This window comes from Thalassospira sp. SM2505, from assembly GCF_054901115.1.
The window spans coordinates 32,067-49,340 of the sequence record NZ_CM142731.1 but is presented as its reverse complement, the minus strand read 5'-3'; the positions used below and the strand labels follow the sequence as shown (position 1 = coordinate 49,340).

Here is a 17,274-nt window from a genome sequence, read left to right as displayed (position 1 = left end):
GATCAGGCCGGGAAGCTCAATCCTGGAACCGTGACAAATCGCGTCGCTTGTCAGTAAGTTGCCGCAAGAGTGCGCAGGAACCCGACAATGTCACTGGTCTGGTGATCAAGGCGGGGATCGTCGCTGCCATTCTGGGCCCATTCGACATCGGTATTCACCCAAACCGTGGTCATTCCCATGTCTTTGGCCGGTAACAGGTTTTTGGCCATGTCTTCGAAATAGACAGCCTGCGTAGGGTCAACGCGATCACGCGCAAGCAGGCGGTCATAGGGCTGTTGCTGCGGCTTGGGGATATAATCGGCATCAACAATGTCAAAGATCGTCTCGAACCGGTCGATAATGCCAAGACGATCCATCACGCGTTCGGCATGGCCGCGCGACGCATTGGTGAAAATAAGCTTCCTTCCGGGCAGGGCATCAAGGGCCTCGGCCAGTTCCGGTGCCGGTGGCACTACTGACAGATCAATGTCATGAACCTTGGCAAGATAGTCTGCCGGATCGATGTCATGTTCGGTCATCAGGCCACGCAAGGTTGTGCCATAACGATGGAAAAAGTCCTTCTGCACCCGATGGGCGGCATCAGCTTCGAGCTTGAGCGTCTCGCGGACATATTTACCAATCAGGTCCGAGACCTGTGAAAACAGATCGCAGTTTGCCGGATAAAGGGTGTTGTCGAGATCAAAGATCAGCACGGATTCTGAAGTCAGACGCGGCAGGGTGACAGGGCTTTTGGCAGAGATGGTCATGGTCAGGTGGCCTTGATCGGTAAAATATCGGGGGCGCGACTAAATATTATGCTCCTAGTTGTAAGCGATCTGGTCGCGCTTGGAAACATCTGCCCGGTCTTCTGCAATTTGGCATTGTTGTTATGCGTCTGATGCAGCCACTTAAAGGTCGAATTATCGGGAGTGGGGGTTTAAAACCCGCTGCAAGAACAAAGATATATGAAATCTTTGGTGCCAATTTGCCCCGTTTTCTAGCGACTGTTCGGGAGTTTCGGGGTGATTTTGCAACAGGATGGTTATTCGCAAGAATAATCAGGATCGAGTTTGTAAAACCCTTGTTAAGCATAAAGGGCTGATCATCTCAAAAAGCCGGAATGGCGGAGAGGGCATTTTTTGAGTTCGGGGGAAGTGAAAAATGTCGCTGATTGCGGGCAGCGTGAGAGGGCGCATTGGATAAACTGATAAAAGCTCGAACAACCGAATTGCGAAACGAACGCAACCGTTTTGCGGCACTGGCCTTTGTATGGGGCGATCTACTTCTTGAGCTGGATGGCGATTTCCGGATCGTTTTTGCCTCCGGTGCGTCGGACGGTATCCTTGGCCGTCGTCCACAGGAACTTTCGGGGAAACTTTTCACAAGTTTTCTGGCCAAACAGTTCAGGCCATTGGTTGCTGAAATGCTGCATGTCGCGCGCAGACGCGGACGCATGGATAATATTCAGGTCCGCTTTGCCCAGCATGATGAACAGCTTAGTCCGCCTGTCTCTATGAGCGGCTATTTCCTGCCTGATCTTGGCGATCACTTCTTTGTTGCCCTGCGTGTGGCGATCAATTCGCTGCCACCCGATATTGCCGGATCGATCCAGCGTGACAATGCGACGGGTCTTCTTGATGAAGAAAGCCTGTCAAAAGTCGTGACAGAACGGTTGGTCGCCCAGCGTGAAACCGGTACGGAGCACAAATTCACCCTGATGACCCTTAATGCGTTCGACCCGCTGTGCAAGCGCATGGCGCAGCTTGAGCGCAATGAGCTGATGGCAAGTGTCGGCGCATTTTTGCGCGCCCATTCGGTGGCGGGGGATACGGCCGGGCGCCTTGGCCCCGAGAAATTCGGTATGCTGCATCGGCCCGATGTGCCGATTGGCGATCTTGAAAGGCGGATAGAGGAATGCGTGCGCGATGCCGACCCCAAAGGCATCGGGGTAGAGGTCACCTCAACCGTGACCGATTTCACTGCCGAGGTCATCCCGCCGGGCGATCTGGCGCGCGGGGTTCTGTATTCCATTCGCCGGTTCTGTGATCGTCAGGATCACGGGTTTACCTTCTCGCGGCTGATGGGGCAGGCAGATAATCTGGTCAATAGCACTTTTTCGGCGATGCAGGATTTCGGGATGCGGGTTGACCGACTGAAATTCGACACGGTCTATCAGCCGATTGTGCGTCTGCCTAATGCCGAGATCCATCACTTCGAAGTTCTGGTCCGTTTCTATGATGACGCCGGGGAGTTGATCCCGACACAGGACCTGATTGCCTTTGCCGAACAGGTCAATATGGTCCATCGGCTTGATCTGGCAATGCTGCGCAGAAATCTTAAATGGATCAAGTCACAGCTTCAATCCGGGATCACAGTGCGGGTTGCCGTAAATATTTCCGGTCATTCACTGGAAAACCCGGATTTCTGCCGGTCAGCGATCGCATTGTTCGAACGTAACCGTGAAACGCTTGGCCAGTTGATGATTGAGGTTACCGAAACCTCGGAAATCAAGGATATCGATACAGCTGCAAGATGGATTGCCCGTTTCCGCGAACTGGGCATTGAAATTTGTCTGGATGATTTTGGCACCGGTGCGTCGAATTTCCGTTATCTCAGTGCAATGGAAGTCGATTATGTGAAGATCGACGGGGAATCCATTCGCCAATCGATGAAAACCGGCAAGGGACAGGCTTTCATGCGATCGCTGGTTGATTTGTGCCACGAGATCAATGTCGAAGTGGTTGGTGAAATGATCGAGACTGACGAGATGCGTGAACTGATCACCAAGGCCGGCTTTGATTTCGCACAAGGCTATCTGTTTGGCAAACCCGAGGCCGATATCAGCCTTTACTGGCGTGATGCTTCCCCTCGGCGATAGTAAAAGTCGCTATACCAAGCTGAGACTGCATTTCTCATTGTCACAAGGTCACCTTCAGGGTGGCCTTGTTGCGTTTTGACGACGGTTGAAATTCAGGAATAAGAGATTCTATTGATTTCAATTCAATGGAGGATGTGAGCAGATCGATACAAGAAAGACAAAACCTTGTGACCAAAGAAGCTGTTTGGAAAGGAGGATCGCTTTCCGGTCTTATTGAGACAGTTCGGACAAGATCCCGTATTTACCCAAGATGCTGTCATAAAGTCCGCTCTGGCGGATGGCAGCAAGACCGGTATTAAGTTCTTTCAGCAGCATGTCGGCATGTTCGGTCTTGCGGGTGATGCAGGAATAATAGGGATCGTTTGACAGGGTCTTGGTTTTGATGGTCGAAATGCCCGGTATGTCGTTCTTTTCGACATTCAGCAGGTAATCCATCGGGGCCCTGAAAGACAGAACTGCATCAAGGCGTTTTGACAGAAGTAAATTGACCAGTGTTGTTTCACTGTTTGCCATGACGACATCAATATCAGCGGTGCGTGCTGCGGTTTCAAGATTGTAGCCATTCACGACCCCGACGGTCATGCTTTTCGCATCCTCAAGATCATCAACCGATCTCAGGATTTCATCGCGGGTGGCATAAAGCGCAACCCGTACGTGACCAAGAATGTCTGAAAAAAGAAAGTCGGTTTCGCGTTCTGGCAGATAGCTGCAGGAACACAGACCGTCCACCTGTCCGCTCTGAGCCAGAAAATAGGCACGTTTCCAGGGATAAAACGGTGTCAGCAAGGTAATGTTGCGTGATGCAAAAGCGGCTCTGAGAATTTCAACATCGTAGCCGGGCTTGGTTGTACTGTTTGCAATCTTGGCCGGTGGAAAAGGGTTGCAGGCTAGGGTAACTGTATGGTGCTTGCCGGGGGGCGATATCAGCGCATTTTGTGCCTGGGCATTTCCGTAGCTCCACAACACAATTACCAGACAAAGTAACGTGACAATGGATGCCCATCGCCAAAAGCGGTTGGCGCCAGTGACTGAGCAATTGCCAGTAAAACCACTGGTACTGGGTCTGGACACAGAGTCTGGAAAATGAGCGGGTATTCGCATTAAAGTTCCGGGTTACTATAGATATTAAGTGTCAATAGAATCAGTATGATATCATGCTTCATGCGTACTGTATTATTTCTCTTGGCGACGTGACTTGCGGTAGATCAGTTATCCGGGGCAATGCAGGGTTATTTCTAGGCCCGCTGGATGCCGATAGAAAAAAGGCCGGTGATCACACCGGCCTTTTCCATGGGTATATATTGCAGATTACTCTGCTGCTTTGACTTCGGCGTTGCTGCGAATTGCTGCTTCGCGAACGTCGTCGGTCACATGTTCTTCGAACTTGGAGAAGTTCTTTTCAAACAGACCGGTCAGGTTGGCGGCAGCCTTGTCATAAGCTGCCTTGTCGCTCCAGCTCTCACGCGGGTTGAGAACTTCTGCCGGGATGTCACCACATGCGGTCGGGTATGCAAGACCGAAATACGGATCGGTTGCGAAATCGGCATTTTCCAGTTCGCCATTCAGAGCCGCATTGAGAAGGCCACGGGTGTAAGCAATCTTCATGCGCGAACCAACGCCATAGCCACCACCGGACCAGCCGGTATTGACCAACCAGCAATTGGCCTGATGTTTTTCCATCAGTTCACCAAGAAGCTTGGCATAAACCGACGGGTGACGCGGCATGAACGGTGCACCAAAGCAGGCAGAGAACGCGGCAGTCGGTTCCTTGACACCTTTTTCGGTGCCGGCAACTTTCGCGGTGTAGCCTGACAGGAAGTGATACATCGCCTGTGCCGAGCTCAGTTTTGCGATCGGTGGCAGAACGCCAAAGGCATCACAGGTCAGCATGATGATGTTTTTCGGATGACCACCACGACCGTTTTCCGATGCATTCGGGATGAATTCAATCGGATAGCTTGAGCGGGTGTTTTCGGTGTGACGGGCATCGTCGAGATCAAGCTCGCGCGACTGTTTGTTCATCACAACGTTTTCAAGAACGGTACCGAAACGCTCGGTGGTCGCAAAGATTTCCGGCTCGGCTTCTTTGGAAAGCTTGATCACCTTCGCATAGCAGCCGCCTTCGAAGTTAAAGACGCCGTCTTCGCCCCAGCCATGTTCGTCGTCACCGATCAGGGTGCGCGATGCATCGGCCGAAAGCGTGGTTTTGCCGGTGCCCGACAGGCCAAAGAAGATGGCGGTGTCGCCGTCTTTGCCCATATTGGCCGAGCAATGCATCGGCATGACGCCTTTGGCCGGAAGGATATGGTTGAGAACCGAGAAGATCGACTTCTTCATTTCGCCGGCATACCAGGTGCCGCCGATGATGACCATTTTGCGCTCGAAGCTGACCATCACGAAGACTTCGGAACGGGTACCATCGACTTCCGGATCGGCCTGAAGGCCCGGAGCATGAAGGATGGTGAATTCCGGTGCGAAGTCACGCAGTTCTTCTTTCTGCGGCTGGATGAACATGTTGCGCGCAAAAAGGTTGTGCCATGCATTTTCGTTGATCACGCGAACCGGCAGGCGGAAACGCGGGTCGGAACCTGCAAAGCAATCCTGAACGAACAGTTCGGTGCCCTGGAAATATGCGCGCACTTTCTGATAGAGGCGCTCAAATACTTCCGGGCTGACCGGGCGGTTTACATCGCCCCAATCAATATCTGCCTTGGTGCTGTCTTCTTCGACAACGAAACGGTCCTGTGGGGAACGGCCGGTATGTTCGCCGGTCAGTGCGACGAATGCACCACCCTTGGCGATCTTGCCTTCGTTGCGACGGATCGCATGTTCATAAAGGCCGGCAGCGTCAAGGTTCCAGTGAACGGCGCCAAGGTTTTTGAGGCCATGAGTTTCAAGGCCTACGCGGCTGACAACGGGTCCTGATTGCAGCACGAATCTCTCCTGGTGGGAATTAAAAGAGCTGGGGGTTAATATGCTATTCTACACAACAAGTTGTGGGAAACCCGTTGTGTTGAGACATATTGTTACAAAGGTGTCTTAAAAGCAACCGGTCCTTTTGCCTAATACCTAGGAAAACGTAGCGACTTTTGCGATTGCGAAAATTCTATGTTCAGGGTCGAAGGAATAAATGTTCACAATACAAATGGTCCGACTTATGCGCGCCATTTTTTGCACATTTCGACCAAAATTCCGCGTGCGTCACCCGGTGTGTGGATGGTTTTCTGGAAGTCGATTCTGATTTTTCGAGAATCCGCAGTTTCAGACCTCAGAACCATGCCATCGCAGTCAATGGAATGCATCTGCCATCCAGTATCGGGGTCATGGGATGTGAAATGCGAAACAATCCCCGCAAGCGCATCGGCATGATCGTTATTCATGTGGGTTACGATATCATCGTGGGATGATTTCAGCGGTGCGCAATCGGATGCGATGAACTGGGTGCCCGAAAGGCGACGCTGTTTGCCAAATCCACCGACCCAGTAAACTCCGGCAACCTCGATCCGGTAAAAACCGAAATCGGCGAAACCGGCATATTGCGCCGCATCGGGATGGGCACGCAGATACCCGGCCCGTGTTTCAGGCGCGTCATCGCGGGTGGCACGGCCAAAAATGGTGATGCGCGCATTATCTGTCTGAATTGTATCAGCCTGATTTTGGGTGTCTTGCTGTGGCGTGATCAACAGGGACACCCGGTTATCGACCTTGATATGGCGGGTATGATCGGCAAGATCGGAAACCAGCAGGATCGGTGTGCCATCAATATCAAAGGCCGGAACGACCATTGATGTCACGGGCCAGCCATCGCCGACTTGTTTGTGATCGGCGGCAATGGTCGCAAGGACCGCACTTTTGGCTGTGCGGCAACTTTTCCTGAGATCAGCAACAGAGGGAATAGCAGAGGCGCCTGACATGATAGTGGTCCCTTGCAGTGTCTTGATCAGCTGTTTGTCGATATCGCGGTTTTGCTGGCGGCGGTGAATTGTACCTGGCGTGACTGGGCCTTGGAAATCACCCGTTTTTTATTCCCGTCACTTAACCCCATCCAGGCACCGATTTCGTCACCAGTGCGAAAACATCCCAGACAAAATCCGGATTTGGGATCAAGGACACAGGTGCCGATACAGGGTGACTTGACGCTCATGAACTGGGCCTGGCTGACGATGGAAAACGGTCAGACATACAAAGCAGGTTCGGAGGCTGTGATCAAGTTGCAGCATTCCGGAAATGCTGAATTCGGTGCCGTGCGTCAAGGGAAATGCTCAGGGAGACAAGGAAGGAGAATGGCTGCCAATCGGGGCGGTTGGGTTGCCTTATCTGCCCCATGGGGGTATAGCCCGTTCCACGTTCTTGTCATGGAGTTGATTTCGCACGTGCCCGCATGGGGGCCGAGCGTGCGGCACGGAGGAAGATATGCGCGGCTATTTCGGGATTGGAATTGAAGGGGCAAGCAAGCCTTTGAATGTGGGCACCCTGTTTCGTTCTGCCCATGCCTTTGGCGCAAGCTTTGCGTTTACGGTGGATGCGGATTTCCGTGAGGAACGCTCCAACATTACCGACACATCGAAGTCGGGCGAACAGATGCCCTACTATCATTTCCCGGATCACGACAATCTGTTCCTGCCGCAGGGATGCCGGATGGTCGGTATCGAGCTGACTCCCGATGCGATTGAACTGCCAAGTTTCAAGCATCCGTCGCAGGCAGCCTATATTCTGGGGCCGGAACGCGGCAATCTGTCTGATGAGATGCAGGAAAAATGCGATTTCATCATCAAAATCCCGATGAGCTTTTGTGTGAATGTCGCGATTGCGGCAAATATCGTGATGTATGATCGCCTGATCAGTCTGGGGCGTTTTGCGCCGCGTCCGGTGCGTGCCGGTGCTCCGACCGAACCAAAGCCCGAAGCCCATTATGGCGGCTGGATTTCCCGGACCCGCGACAAACGCAAGGGTGATCCGGAAAAATTCCGTCAGGCACCGCCGCCCGATTACTCGGTGATTGACGGTTCGCTTGATGATGACGACGCCTGATCGGTTGCAGACCAGCAGATAAGATAAAAGCAACGGCCGCGAGGGAGGAGCGCGGCCGTTGCTGTATTTGATCTGCGCGTTTGTGCCTTAAAGGGGGACTTTGGCACTGCGCAGATCAGGTGCAGATGTTACGCCGCCTTGATGTCGGACGGCGTGGTCCCGGTCTCGGCTTCTTCCTCGGGCGTGGCGCCGTGCGGATTGCGCAGAAGGTTGGCAATCATGCGCATTCCAACATCACCTTGCAGGGTCAGAAGGCTTTCCGGGTGGAATTGTACGGCACTGATCGGAAGACTGCTGTGACGAATGCCCATGATGACACCATCATCGCTTCGCGCCGTGACCTTCAAATCCGCCGGCAGTTCCGCCGCCTTGGCAAACAGGGAATGATACCGGCCAACAACGATGTCTTCGGGAAGTCCTTCAAACAGCGGATCGGTGGTATCGAGCTTTACCTTTGACGGTTTGCCATGCATCGGTGTGACAAGCTGGCCAAGCGATCCGCCGAAAAATTCGACAATCCCCTGCAATCCAAGACAGACCCCGAACACCGGCAAGCCTGCGGCAAGTGCGCGTTCAATACTGTCGCGCAGGTGATAGTCATCGGGGCGTCCCGGCCCGGGTGACAGGAAGACCAGATCGGGTTTGAAATCATCTAACGCCTCGTCGGGGAAGCCCGGACGCAGGGTAAGTGTCTGGGCGCCGGTTGCGCGGATATAGCTGGCAAGGTTTTGCACAAAGCTGTCTTCGTGGTCGATCAGAAGAACCCGTTTGCCAACGCCGGAACTTGCCGGGTCGATGGTCACTTCGTTCTTGGCATCGCGGGTCACAGCGTCAATCATCGCCGATGCCTTAAGCACGGTTTCGGCTTCTTCGGCGTCTGACTGGCTATCATACAACAAGGTGGCACCCGCACGGACTTCGGCAACGCCCTGTTTGAGGCGCACAGTACGCAGGGTCAGTCCGGTATTGAGATCCCCATTGCACAGAACCGCACCAATCGCCCCGCCATACCATGCGCGTGCGCTGCGTTCGACGGCCTCGATATGTTGCATGGCCGCGCGTTTTGGCGCACCGGTTACGGTAACGGCCCAACAATGGGTCAGAAAGGCATCAAGCGCATCAAACCCGTCACGCAGGCGGCCTTCGACATGGTCAACCGTGTGGATCAGACGTGAATACATTTCGATCTGACGACGGCCAAGGATGCGGATGCTGCCCGGTTTGCAGACGCGGGCCTTATCATTGCGATCGACATCGGTGCACATGGTCAGTTCCGACTCATCCTTGGTCGAATTGAGCAATGTGCGAATGTTTTCGGCATCCTCGATGGCGTCGCGGCCACGGGCAATGGTGCCCGAGATCGGGCAGGTTTCAATGCGCTGGCCTTTGACCCGGACATACATTTCAGGCGATGCGCCAATAAGATGTTCGCCGTCGCCAAGATTGATCAGGAAGCCATAAGGGGCGGGGTTGCGACGTTTCAGGCGGCGGAAAATTTCCGAAGGTGCGGTGGCACAAGGGGTTCTGAAAACGCGGCTGGGCACAACTTCAAACAGTTCACCACGGGCAAAGCGGGGCTTGGTTTCATCGACAATCGCGGCATATTCGCCGGTTTTCATATCGTTTTCGACAATCGCATTATTGCCGCGTGACGGCGGGTGGGGCTGTGACGAACGATCAAGGCCGACGGTGCTGTGGCCGTCCGGGGTGATGAATTCGTAATCGATTTTGGTGGCGATACGGGACGCGTGATCGACCGTGATCAACTGGTCTGGCAGGAACAGATGGATGTCCTTGTGATCGGACGGGCGGTCCTGGGACAGATTTATCTGTTCGAAATGAAGCGCGATGTCATAGCCAAATGCGCCGTAAAGCCCAAGTCGTTCATCGCCCTTGTGACCAAACAGATTACGCAATGACCGGACAACAGAAAACAGGCTTGGTTGCTGGCTGCGTTCTTCTTCGGGGAACCAGGAGGCGGGTTTTTTGACCACACCATAAAGCCCGTCCTCGCCATCGGTGATGCTTTCAACATGGGGATGGGGGGCAAGCGCATCGGAGATCACATCAAGCAGCACCCGGCCACGATCATTGAGCGCATGAATGGCAAAGCCCCGTTCGCGACCAACAATTTCAAGCGGTGGTGCGTCAAAGCCCATATCCCAACGTGAATAGCGACCCGGGAATTCATAGCTGGAAGACAGCAGCACACCCTTGGTCTGATCAAGGGCATCAATCAGGCCTTCGGTGGCATCTTCATAGGCGATATTGGTCATGCGGCGAATGACCGCAACACCGCCATCGGTTGTATAGCGGTACTCGCTGCTTTCTTCGGAAATGCCGGTTTCCTGATGTGGGGTCGTCACGTTTATTACTCCTTTGTGGGCCTTATGCCGCAGGAGCCATGTGATCATCAGGAAGAAAGAAAGGTCTGAAAACACAAAGCCGCCTGCAAGAATGAGGCGGCCGGTATGTTCAGGGCATGTGTATTGGCCGCCCGCTTAAGCGTGCCACCACCAACGATTGGAAATACGGATCGGGTTCATGCCATGTGTTTTCATGGCTCAAACCATGTGCGCAAAAAAAGCCGACGTCAAGGCTTTTGCGTCGGCGTGTTGCTTTCTGCCTCTTTCAGCTCCAAGTGAAGCGGCAAATGGCAGTGCGGACAGGTCAGAATCTCGTCACTTTCACTGCGATGAACATCGCGGATATCATCAAGAACCGATTGCGCCTGTTCATCGCTAATACCCAGTTCTTCCTGATGGGATTTCAGTTTGTTGCGTACCCGTTCGGTCAGACGTTTGCCCATCAGCTGGCGGGTGGCTTGGTGACGGTATTCGTTTTCACGGCGACGCAGTTCGGCATTGAAGGCCGAGGCCAGAATACCAGCCGGAACCGCAACGATCCCGATCCCGGTCAGGGAAATAATGCTGGCAAGAAATTTGCCAAAGGGTGTAATCGGCACGATGTCGCCATAGCCAACGGTGGCCAGCGTAATCACGCTCCAATACAGCGCCTTGAGCAGATTGCCAAAGGCCTCTGGCTGGGCTTCATGTTCGGCAACAAAGATCGCGCCGGCACTGAAAACCAGCATACAGGCAAGGGCGGCACTGGCCGCGCCGAAAATGCCCAGTTGCTGACGAAAGACCAGCAACATCAATTCAAGCCCGGTCGAATATCGGGTGAATTTCAGAAGGCGCAGCAACCGGATAATCCGGATAAAGCGCAGGTCAATCGATGTGAAGAACCACAGGAAAATCGGAAGGATGGCCAGAAGATCGATCAGCGCCATCGGGGTCAGCATATAGCGAAGCCGTCCCCATCGACCGTTAAAGTCCGGATTGTCCGGGGCGGACCAGACGCGAAGCCCGTATTCAACCGTGAACAGAAGGGTGCAGGCAATCTCGATAATTGCAAAGGTCAGGTAATATTGTTCGGCCAGCTCATGGACCGAGTCAAAAATCACCGCCAGGACATTGATGACGATTGCACTGGCAAGCACCAGATGGACGAACAGCGACAGGCGAGAGTCACGCTCGACGCCATGTAAAAGTTTCTGTGTCTTTGAACGAAGCGTCGGTTTCATGTCGCGGCTACCCGGTCCGGCAAGGGATTGCTTTATTGCACGGAGAGTTTTGCGCCAATCGCTTCAGAAATGGTTAAATTACCCGACCAAAAGGTCAGTAACCCTTTGCTGCCCGGACAAAATCGGCAATTTTGCGGGCATCCTTGACGCCTTTTGCCTTTTCCACACCTGACGAGACGTCAACCCAGGGCGCACCGGAAATGCGAACGGCCTCGGCGACATTGTCGGGATCAAGGCCACCGGCAAGCATCCAGTCGCTTTTGAAATTCTGACCGGTCAAAAGCGTCCAGTCGAACGAAACGGCATTGCCGCCCGGCAGGATACTGTCCTTGGGCGGTTTGGCATCAAATAACAGGAAGTCGGCAATCCCGTCATAATGGGCTTTGGCGGCCTCGATATCATCGGCGGTGCTGACCGAAATGGCCTTCATGACTTTCAGGCCAAAGCGTTCCCTGACCTCGGCAACCCGTTCCGGGCTTTCCTTGCCGTGAAGCTGGATGACATCAAGATTTCCGGCGGCAATCGCGGTTTCAAGCGCCTCGTCACCGGCTTCGACGAACAGACCGACCTTAAGGATGCTGTTGGGTACGCGTTTGGTCAGGGTCTTGGCACCGTTAAGCGATATGTGACGCGGGCTTGGCGGGAAAAAGACATAACCGAGCGCATCTGCCCCGGCGCTCATGGCAGCAATAAGGGCATCTTCGCTATTGATTCCGCAGATCTTTACCATGCAGCTCATCGGGGTATCCTGTCTTGTCGTCGCTCTAACTTTCGCAGCAAATGTTTGGTGCGTCTGAGTCCCTTAGCAGAAACTGCACCATATCGACAGGATATTTGCGATTTGGGGTGGCTTTCCACTGGCAGGATAATCATTGCTGCGCTATTTTCCCGACGATGAGCAAGCATACAGACCCTGCCGCGGGCGAAAACGGCGAAAACACAACACACTTCGGGTTTCGGGATGTTCCCGAAAGCCAGAAGGCATCCATGGTGCGCGAGGTTTTCGACACTGTCGCGTCCAAATATGATTTGATGAACGATCTGATGAGCGGCGGTATCCACCGTCTGTGGAAAGACACGTTCATCAACGAGCTTAAGCCGCGTCCGGGAATGAAGCTTCTGGATGTGGCCGGTGGCACCGGGGATATCGCATTCCGCTTTTTGAAAAATGGCGGCGGGTCGGTCACGGTATGCGACATCAATTATGAGATGCTTCATGTCGGGCGCGACCGTGCGGCCGATCATGGCATCCTGAAAAACATCAATTGGACCGTGGGCGATGCGCAGAAATTGCCGCTGCCCGATCATTCTGTTGATGCCTATACGATTGCCTTTGGCATTCGCAACGTGACCCGGATTGAAGAAGCCCTGTCGGAGGCATTCCGTGTGTTGCGTCCGGGCGGAAAGTTCCAGTGTCTTGAATTTTCCAAGGTTGTCGTGCCGGGCTTTGACAAGCTTTACGACACCTATTCGTTCAAGTTGCTGCCGGAAATCGGGCGGTTCATCGCGGGCAATCGCGAAGCCTATCAGTATCTGGCCGAAAGCATTCGCAAGTTCCCCGATCAGGAAACCTTCGCATCCATGATCCGGGCTGCTGGTTTTGAACGGGTGAAATACCGCAATCTGTCTGGTGGTATTGCTGCCATTCATTCGGGTTGGCGGGTTTGAGGGTCTTGAGCGCATGATCCGGTTTGTCCGCAACAGCTTTCGCCTGCTTGGCATGGCGCGTACATTGGCGCGCCATGATGCATTATTTCCGCTTGCCCTTGTTCCCGGCGGAAAGCTTCTGGCGTTCTTTGCCCGTCTGACGGCACCGTTTTCGGGCCGTTCCGACCTGCCGCCCGGTCGCCGACTGGCCCGCGCGCTTGAGGAACTTGGTCCGGCCTTTATCAAGCTCGGCCAGACGCTTGCGACCCGGTCCGATCTAATCGGCGATGATGTGGCGGCTGATTTGTCGACGCTTCAGGACCGCTTGCCACCCTTTTCGGCCAAGATTGCCAAACGGATCATCACCGAACAGCTTGCCGAACCGTTTGATGTTCTGTTTTCGGAATTTGACGACCAGCCGGTGGCGGCTGCGTCAATCGCGCAGGTGCATTTCGCAACCACGCCCGATGGTCGTGAAGTCGCGGTCAAGGTTCTGCGACCCGACATCCGGGTACGGTTTGCCCGTGATCTTGATCTGTTTTACTGGGTTGCCGAAATTGTCGAACTGACCCAGCCGCGCCTGCGTCGCCTTAAGCCGGTTGAGACCGTCAAGGCGCTTGAAGACAGTGTTCATCTTGAGATGGATTTGCGCTTTGAGGCCGCAGCGGCATCGGAATTCCGCGACAATTTCGAAAGTGATCCGACCTATTACATCCCGCAGATCGATTGGGAACGGACCGCCGAACATGTCATGACCATGGAACGGGTCAAGGGGGTTCGTATCGACAATGTCGAGGCCCTTGATCGCATGGGGATTGATCGGTCTGCCCTGCTTGCCAAGGCCGCGGGGGCGTTCTTCCAGCAGGTCTTCCGCGACGGTTTCTTCCATGCCGACATGCATCCGGGCAACCTGTTTGTTGATGAAACCGGCCGGGTCAGCATCGTTGATTTCGGGATCATGGGACGTGTTGATAAACAGACGCGTCTGTATCTGGCCGAGATGCTTCTGGGCTTTTTGACCCGCGACTATCACCGCGTGGCCGAGGTTCATTTTGAAGCAGGTTACGTGCCGCGTACCCAGTCAATTGAAACTTTCCAGCAGGCTTGCCGTTCGATTGGCGAACCGATTCTGGGCAAGGAACTTGCCGATATTTCGGTGGGGCGTTTGCTGGGGCAGCTGTTCCAGATTACCGAACAGTTCGGCATGGAAACCCAGCCGCAGTTATTGATGCTTCAGAAAACCATGATCGTTGCCGAGGGGCTATCGCGTATCCTTAGCCCGAACGAGAATATGTGGGAATTGTCGCGTCCGCTGATCGAAGACTGGATGCGTGAAAACCTTGGTCCTGAGGCCAAGATCAAGGATGCAACCCTTCAGGCAGGATTGATGTTGCGCCGTCTGCCCCGCGTGCTTGAGGCGGCTGAAAAGGCGTCTTCTGTTCTGACCGATCAGGGATTGCGTCTGCATCCCGATACGGTGGCAGCGATGCGTGGCAAATCCGGAAACGGTCAGGGCAAATCAGGCGGCGTGTCGCGCCAGACGCTGGTTCTTTGGGTTGCGATCATTGCCCTTGGTCTTGCGGTCTATCTGAAATAGGCCCCTTTCTCGCAAGGCCTTAGTCAGACGCGGAGGTTTGCGATGAGCAACGATACCGACGACATCGACATCAGCACGGATCGCAACCAGATTGATCTGGCCTATTGTTATGGGTTTATCGCGGCGTCCTATTGGGCTGGCGGGCGGACGCGTGGCGAGTTTGACCGGTCTGTCGAGATGTCCTTTCCGGTCGGGGCCTATTGCGATGGCAGGCAGGTCGGTTTTGCGCGCGTGGTCAGTGACCAGATCGCCATTGCGTATGTCGCCGATGTATTCGTTGATCCGCGATATCGTAGACGGGGCATCGCCGCCCGGATGTTGGAAGCCCTTCATACCCATCCGGAATTGCTTCGCGTGAAACGCTGGATGCTGGCGACCAATGACATGCAGCCGCTTTATCGGCTTCACGGCTATGAAGACCTTGATGATCTGATGATGATGCGGGTTGACGAGGATGCGCAAAGGCGCGATCCGCTGCGCTAGAACAATCATCGCCCAAAAGAAAACGCCGCCACGGTCAGACCGGGCGGCGTTTTTTGTCGGGTTCAGAGCAGCCTAGCTTGCACGAACTTCATCAAGGAAGTTGCCGACTTCACCACGCAGGGTGCCGGACTGGCTGTTGAGCTTGTCAGAAGCGCCAAGCACCTGATGCGCTGCTTCGCCGGTTTGACGGGCCGCTTCACGCATTTCATGGATGTGATTGGTGACTTCCTGCGTGCTTTGAACGGCCTGCTGGACCGAGTTGGAAATCTCGGTGGTGGCCTGCCCCTGTTCTTCAACGGCGGCTGCAACCTCGGATGCGATTTCGTTCAGATTGGCAATGATGCTGGTGATGCCGTCAATGGCACCGACAGCTTCCTGGGTGGAACCCTGAATGCCGGAAATCTGGGCCGAGATATCTTCGGTCGCGCGCGCGGTTTGGTTGGCGAGGTTTTTGACCTCGTTGGCGACCACGGCAAAGCCTTTGCCAGCATCGCCTGCACGGGCAGCCTCGATGGTTGCGTTAAGTGCCAGAAGGTTGGTCTGTTCGGCAATCGCCTGAATGATCTGGACGACTTCACCAACTTTCTGTGCCGAAACATCAAGTCCCTGCACCATTTCGTTGACACGGACGGCCTCGGTGCTGGCATTTGCCGTGATATTTGATGTCTCATTCACGCGTGCACTTATGTCACGGATCGAAACAGCAAGCTGTTCGGCCGCACTTGCAACGGTTTCAACGCTGTGATTTGCCTGTTCGACGGCGGCAACCACGGCCTGTGATCCGGCTTCGTTTTGCTGAACAGCCGCGACCATTGTCTGGGCGACTTCCTGCATTTCACCAGATGCGCCCGAAACGCCATCAACAACACCCATGACGGTTTGTTCGAACCTTCCGGCAAGGCCCGCCATGGCTTCGCGGCGCTTGGCTTCGGCGCGCTCGCGTTCCTGTTCACGTTCACGGTCAAGCTGGGCAACGCGGTTGGCGTTTTCCTTGAAAATCTCGACCGACGATGCCATTTCGCCGATTTCGTCCTTGCGGCCGACACCGGGCACTTCGACATCAAGATTGCCATCAACAAGGGCCTGCATCGCACCGTTGATCTTGACCATCGGGGTGAGGATCTGGTTGCGCAGAACAATCCAGGTGGCCCCAAGCAGAACAACAAGGATGGCCGCAGCAAGGGCGACCTGTATGATCACTGCCTGTTTGACTTCGGCATTTACACGATCAAGCGACCATGCGGTGATCAGCATGCCCCGATACTGGTCTTCGTCACGGCGTTTGGAATATTTGGTGATCGGGGCCGCAACAATAACCGCATTTCCCGAGATGAAGCTGATGACTTCCTTGTTTTCGAGCTGTTCAAGATAGGGTTCGATCAAGGCCGGAAGATCGTGCTGGCGCAGCGTTTCGGACTGATAGGTGCCAATGGCATCACCGTCCGGATTGGCGGCAATCAGGCTCGCGAGCTGGGAGCCTTCCTTGTCGGTGATCTTGCGGAATTCCTTTTCGACGGATGCACCATCCATCGCAATGAAACCGGGCTGGACCGCAGTCGACAGCATCTCGGTTTTTTCGACCGATTCATTATACATGATCTCGATCATGGCTTCGCGTTGTGAAACGGTCTGAATGGTCATCATGGCGCCAAAGCCGACGACCAGAAGTGCGACGATAACAAAGATAACTTTTCGTCCGACAGATGCACCGGATCTTTTTGGTTCAGCCATTTATGGTCTCCCACTCCTTCAAAGGCTTTTAATCGCTTCCCTAGATTTTCTGCCGCACATTTCGCCGCTGTTATTTTGCGAAGGCCTGACAGGGTATTGGCAGATTATTTTCCTGAATTTTAAGAAATCAGGATCATTCTGCGTTTTTATATTTTATCCACTTTACCGCGTGGGGACGTCGAAGTTGAAGCAAAAAGCGTCTCTTCTGCCATTGAGGCTACCCCATACAGTCACATTATCGAAACAAGAAACGACGGTTTTGCGGAATATTCGGTTTCGTGCATGACAAACGACAAATACGCCTATTGGTAAGGTGTTTTTTGGTAAAATATACTAATCTGC

General features: G+C 54.1%; 14 protein-coding genes. 5 read left to right on the top strand and 9 right to left on the bottom strand.

Features of this window, described 5'->3' with window-relative positions; all coding sequences use genetic code 11:
• Positions 1-50: 50 nt before the first annotated feature.
• Positions 51-746, bottom strand: coding sequence for a pyrimidine 5'-nucleotidase (locus ACTU44_RS00235; RefSeq protein ID WP_462096369.1), 696 nt, complete (start codon positions 744-746; stop codon positions 51-53).
• Positions 747-1,174: 428 nt separating this feature from the next.
• Here ACTU44_RS00235 and ACTU44_RS00230 point away from each other — a divergent pair, with 428 nt between their 5' ends.
• Positions 1,175-2,857: an EAL domain-containing protein gene (locus tag ACTU44_RS00230; protein ID WP_114096110.1), complete on the top strand. Its 1,683-nt coding sequence runs from the start codon at positions 1,175-1,177 to the stop codon at positions 2,855-2,857.
• Between the two features lie 210 nt (positions 2,858-3,067).
• Here ACTU44_RS00230 and ACTU44_RS00225 read toward each other — a convergent pair whose 3' ends face one another.
• From ACTU44_RS00225 to ACTU44_RS00210, 4 genes are all read right to left on the bottom strand, one after another.
• The gene (locus tag ACTU44_RS00225) at positions 3,068-3,958 is read right to left on the bottom strand and encodes a substrate-binding periplasmic protein (RefSeq protein WP_462096368.1); all 891 of its coding nucleotides are present in this window, start codon (positions 3,956-3,958) and stop codon (positions 3,068-3,070) included.
• A 207-nt stretch (positions 3,959-4,165) separates the two neighbouring features.
• Positions 4,166-5,791: a phosphoenolpyruvate carboxykinase gene (locus ACTU44_RS00220; protein ID WP_114096108.1), complete on the bottom strand. Its 1,626-nt coding sequence runs from the start codon at positions 5,789-5,791 to the stop codon at positions 4,166-4,168.
• A 221-nt stretch (positions 5,792-6,012) separates the two neighbouring features.
• On the bottom strand, positions 6,013-6,771 hold the full coding sequence (locus ACTU44_RS00215) for a HugZ family pyridoxamine 5'-phosphate oxidase (protein WP_336079380.1): 759 nt from the start codon (positions 6,769-6,771) through the stop codon (positions 6,013-6,015).
• A gap of 26 nt (positions 6,772-6,797) precedes the next feature.
• Positions 6,798-7,001, bottom strand: a complete 204-nt coding sequence (locus ACTU44_RS00210; protein ID WP_336079378.1) for a DUF1289 domain-containing protein — start codon at positions 6,999-7,001, stop codon at positions 6,798-6,800.
• Between the two features lie 269 nt (positions 7,002-7,270).
• Between ACTU44_RS00210 and ACTU44_RS00205 the strand changes: the two genes are divergently transcribed.
• Entirely contained in the window at positions 7,271-7,888 is a 618-nt protein-coding gene (locus ACTU44_RS00205; protein WP_114096105.1) for an RNA methyltransferase, read from the top strand.
• A gap of 128 nt (positions 7,889-8,016) precedes the next feature.
• Here ACTU44_RS00205 and ACTU44_RS00200 read toward each other — a convergent pair whose 3' ends face one another.
• The 3 genes from ACTU44_RS00200 to ACTU44_RS00190 all read right to left on the bottom strand — a co-directional run bounded on the left by ACTU44_RS00200 (position 8,017) and on the right by ACTU44_RS00190 (position 12,213).
• The gene (locus ACTU44_RS00200) at positions 8,017-10,254 is read right to left on the bottom strand and encodes an anthranilate synthase component I (RefSeq protein WP_462096367.1); all 2,238 of its coding nucleotides are present in this window, start codon (positions 10,252-10,254) and stop codon (positions 8,017-8,019) included.
• A 227-nt stretch (positions 10,255-10,481) separates the two neighbouring features.
• Complete coding sequence (locus ACTU44_RS00195; protein ID WP_462096366.1) at positions 10,482-11,474, bottom strand: ion transporter; 993 nt, start codon at positions 11,472-11,474, stop codon at positions 10,482-10,484.
• Between the two features lie 94 nt (positions 11,475-11,568).
• Entirely contained in the window at positions 11,569-12,213 is a 645-nt protein-coding gene (locus ACTU44_RS00190) for a phosphoribosylanthranilate isomerase (protein WP_114096103.1), read from the bottom strand.
• A gap of 155 nt (positions 12,214-12,368) precedes the next feature.
• Between ACTU44_RS00190 and ubiE the strand changes: the two genes are divergently transcribed.
• From ubiE to ACTU44_RS00175, 3 genes are read left to right on the top strand one after another with little or no spacing between them, the layout of a single operon-like run.
• A complete protein-coding gene (gene ubiE / locus ACTU44_RS00185; protein ID WP_114096102.1) occupies positions 12,369-13,142 on the top strand; it encodes a bifunctional demethylmenaquinone methyltransferase/2-methoxy-6-polyprenyl-1,4-benzoquinol methylase UbiE in 774 nt (257 codons plus the stop codon).
• Between the two features lie 13 nt (positions 13,143-13,155).
• Entirely contained in the window at positions 13,156-14,718 is a 1,563-nt protein-coding gene (gene ubiB, locus ACTU44_RS00180) for a 2-polyprenylphenol 6-hydroxylase (RefSeq protein WP_336080430.1), read from the top strand.
• A 42-nt stretch (positions 14,719-14,760) separates the two neighbouring features.
• Positions 14,761-15,201: a GNAT family N-acetyltransferase gene (locus ACTU44_RS00175; protein WP_462096365.1), complete on the top strand. Its 441-nt coding sequence runs from the start codon at positions 14,761-14,763 to the stop codon at positions 15,199-15,201.
• Between the two features lie 72 nt (positions 15,202-15,273).
• Here the strand turns inward: ACTU44_RS00175 and ACTU44_RS00170 are convergent, their stop codons facing one another.
• Positions 15,274-16,932, bottom strand: coding sequence for a methyl-accepting chemotaxis protein (locus ACTU44_RS00170; protein ID WP_462096364.1), 1,659 nt, complete (start codon positions 16,930-16,932; stop codon positions 15,274-15,276).
• Between the last annotated feature and the right edge of the window lie 342 nt (positions 16,933-17,274).

What these genes read in the sequence shown, in the direction of transcription:
- ACTU44_RS00235 (WP_462096369.1), bottom strand. Translation starts at nt 746, where the DNA reads ATGACCATCTCTGCCAAAAGCCCTGTCACCCTGCCGCGTCTGACTTCA.
- ACTU44_RS00225 (WP_462096368.1), bottom strand. Translation starts at nt 3,958, where the DNA reads ATGCGAATACCCGCTCATTTTCCAGACTCTGTGTCCAGACCCAGTACC.
- ACTU44_RS00215 (WP_336079380.1), bottom strand. Translation starts at nt 6,771, where the DNA reads ATGTCAGGCGCCTCTGCTATTCCCTCTGTTGCTGATCTCAGGAAAAGT.
- ACTU44_RS00210 (WP_336079378.1), bottom strand. Translation starts at nt 7,001, where the DNA reads ATGAGCGTCAAGTCACCCTGTATCGGCACCTGTGTCCTTGATCCCAAA.
- ACTU44_RS00205 (WP_114096105.1), top strand. Translation starts at nt 7,271, where the DNA reads ATGCGCGGCTATTTCGGGATTGGAATTGAAGGGGCAAGCAAGCCTTTG.
- ACTU44_RS00195 (WP_462096366.1), bottom strand. Translation starts at nt 11,474, where the DNA reads ATGAAACCGACGCTTCGTTCAAAGACACAGAAACTTTTACATGGCGTC.
- ACTU44_RS00190 (WP_114096103.1), bottom strand. Translation starts at nt 12,213, where the DNA reads ATGAGCTGCATGGTAAAGATCTGCGGAATCAATAGCGAAGATGCCCTT.
- ubiE (WP_114096102.1), top strand. Translation starts at nt 12,369, where the DNA reads ATGAGCAAGCATACAGACCCTGCCGCGGGCGAAAACGGCGAAAACACA.
- ubiB (WP_336080430.1), top strand. Translation starts at nt 13,156, where the DNA reads ATGATCCGGTTTGTCCGCAACAGCTTTCGCCTGCTTGGCATGGCGCGT.
- ACTU44_RS00175 (WP_462096365.1), top strand. Translation starts at nt 14,761, where the DNA reads ATGAGCAACGATACCGACGACATCGACATCAGCACGGATCGCAACCAG.
- ACTU44_RS00170 (WP_462096364.1), bottom strand. Translation starts at nt 16,932, where the DNA reads ATGGCTGAACCAAAAAGATCCGGTGCATCTGTCGGACGAAAAGTTATC.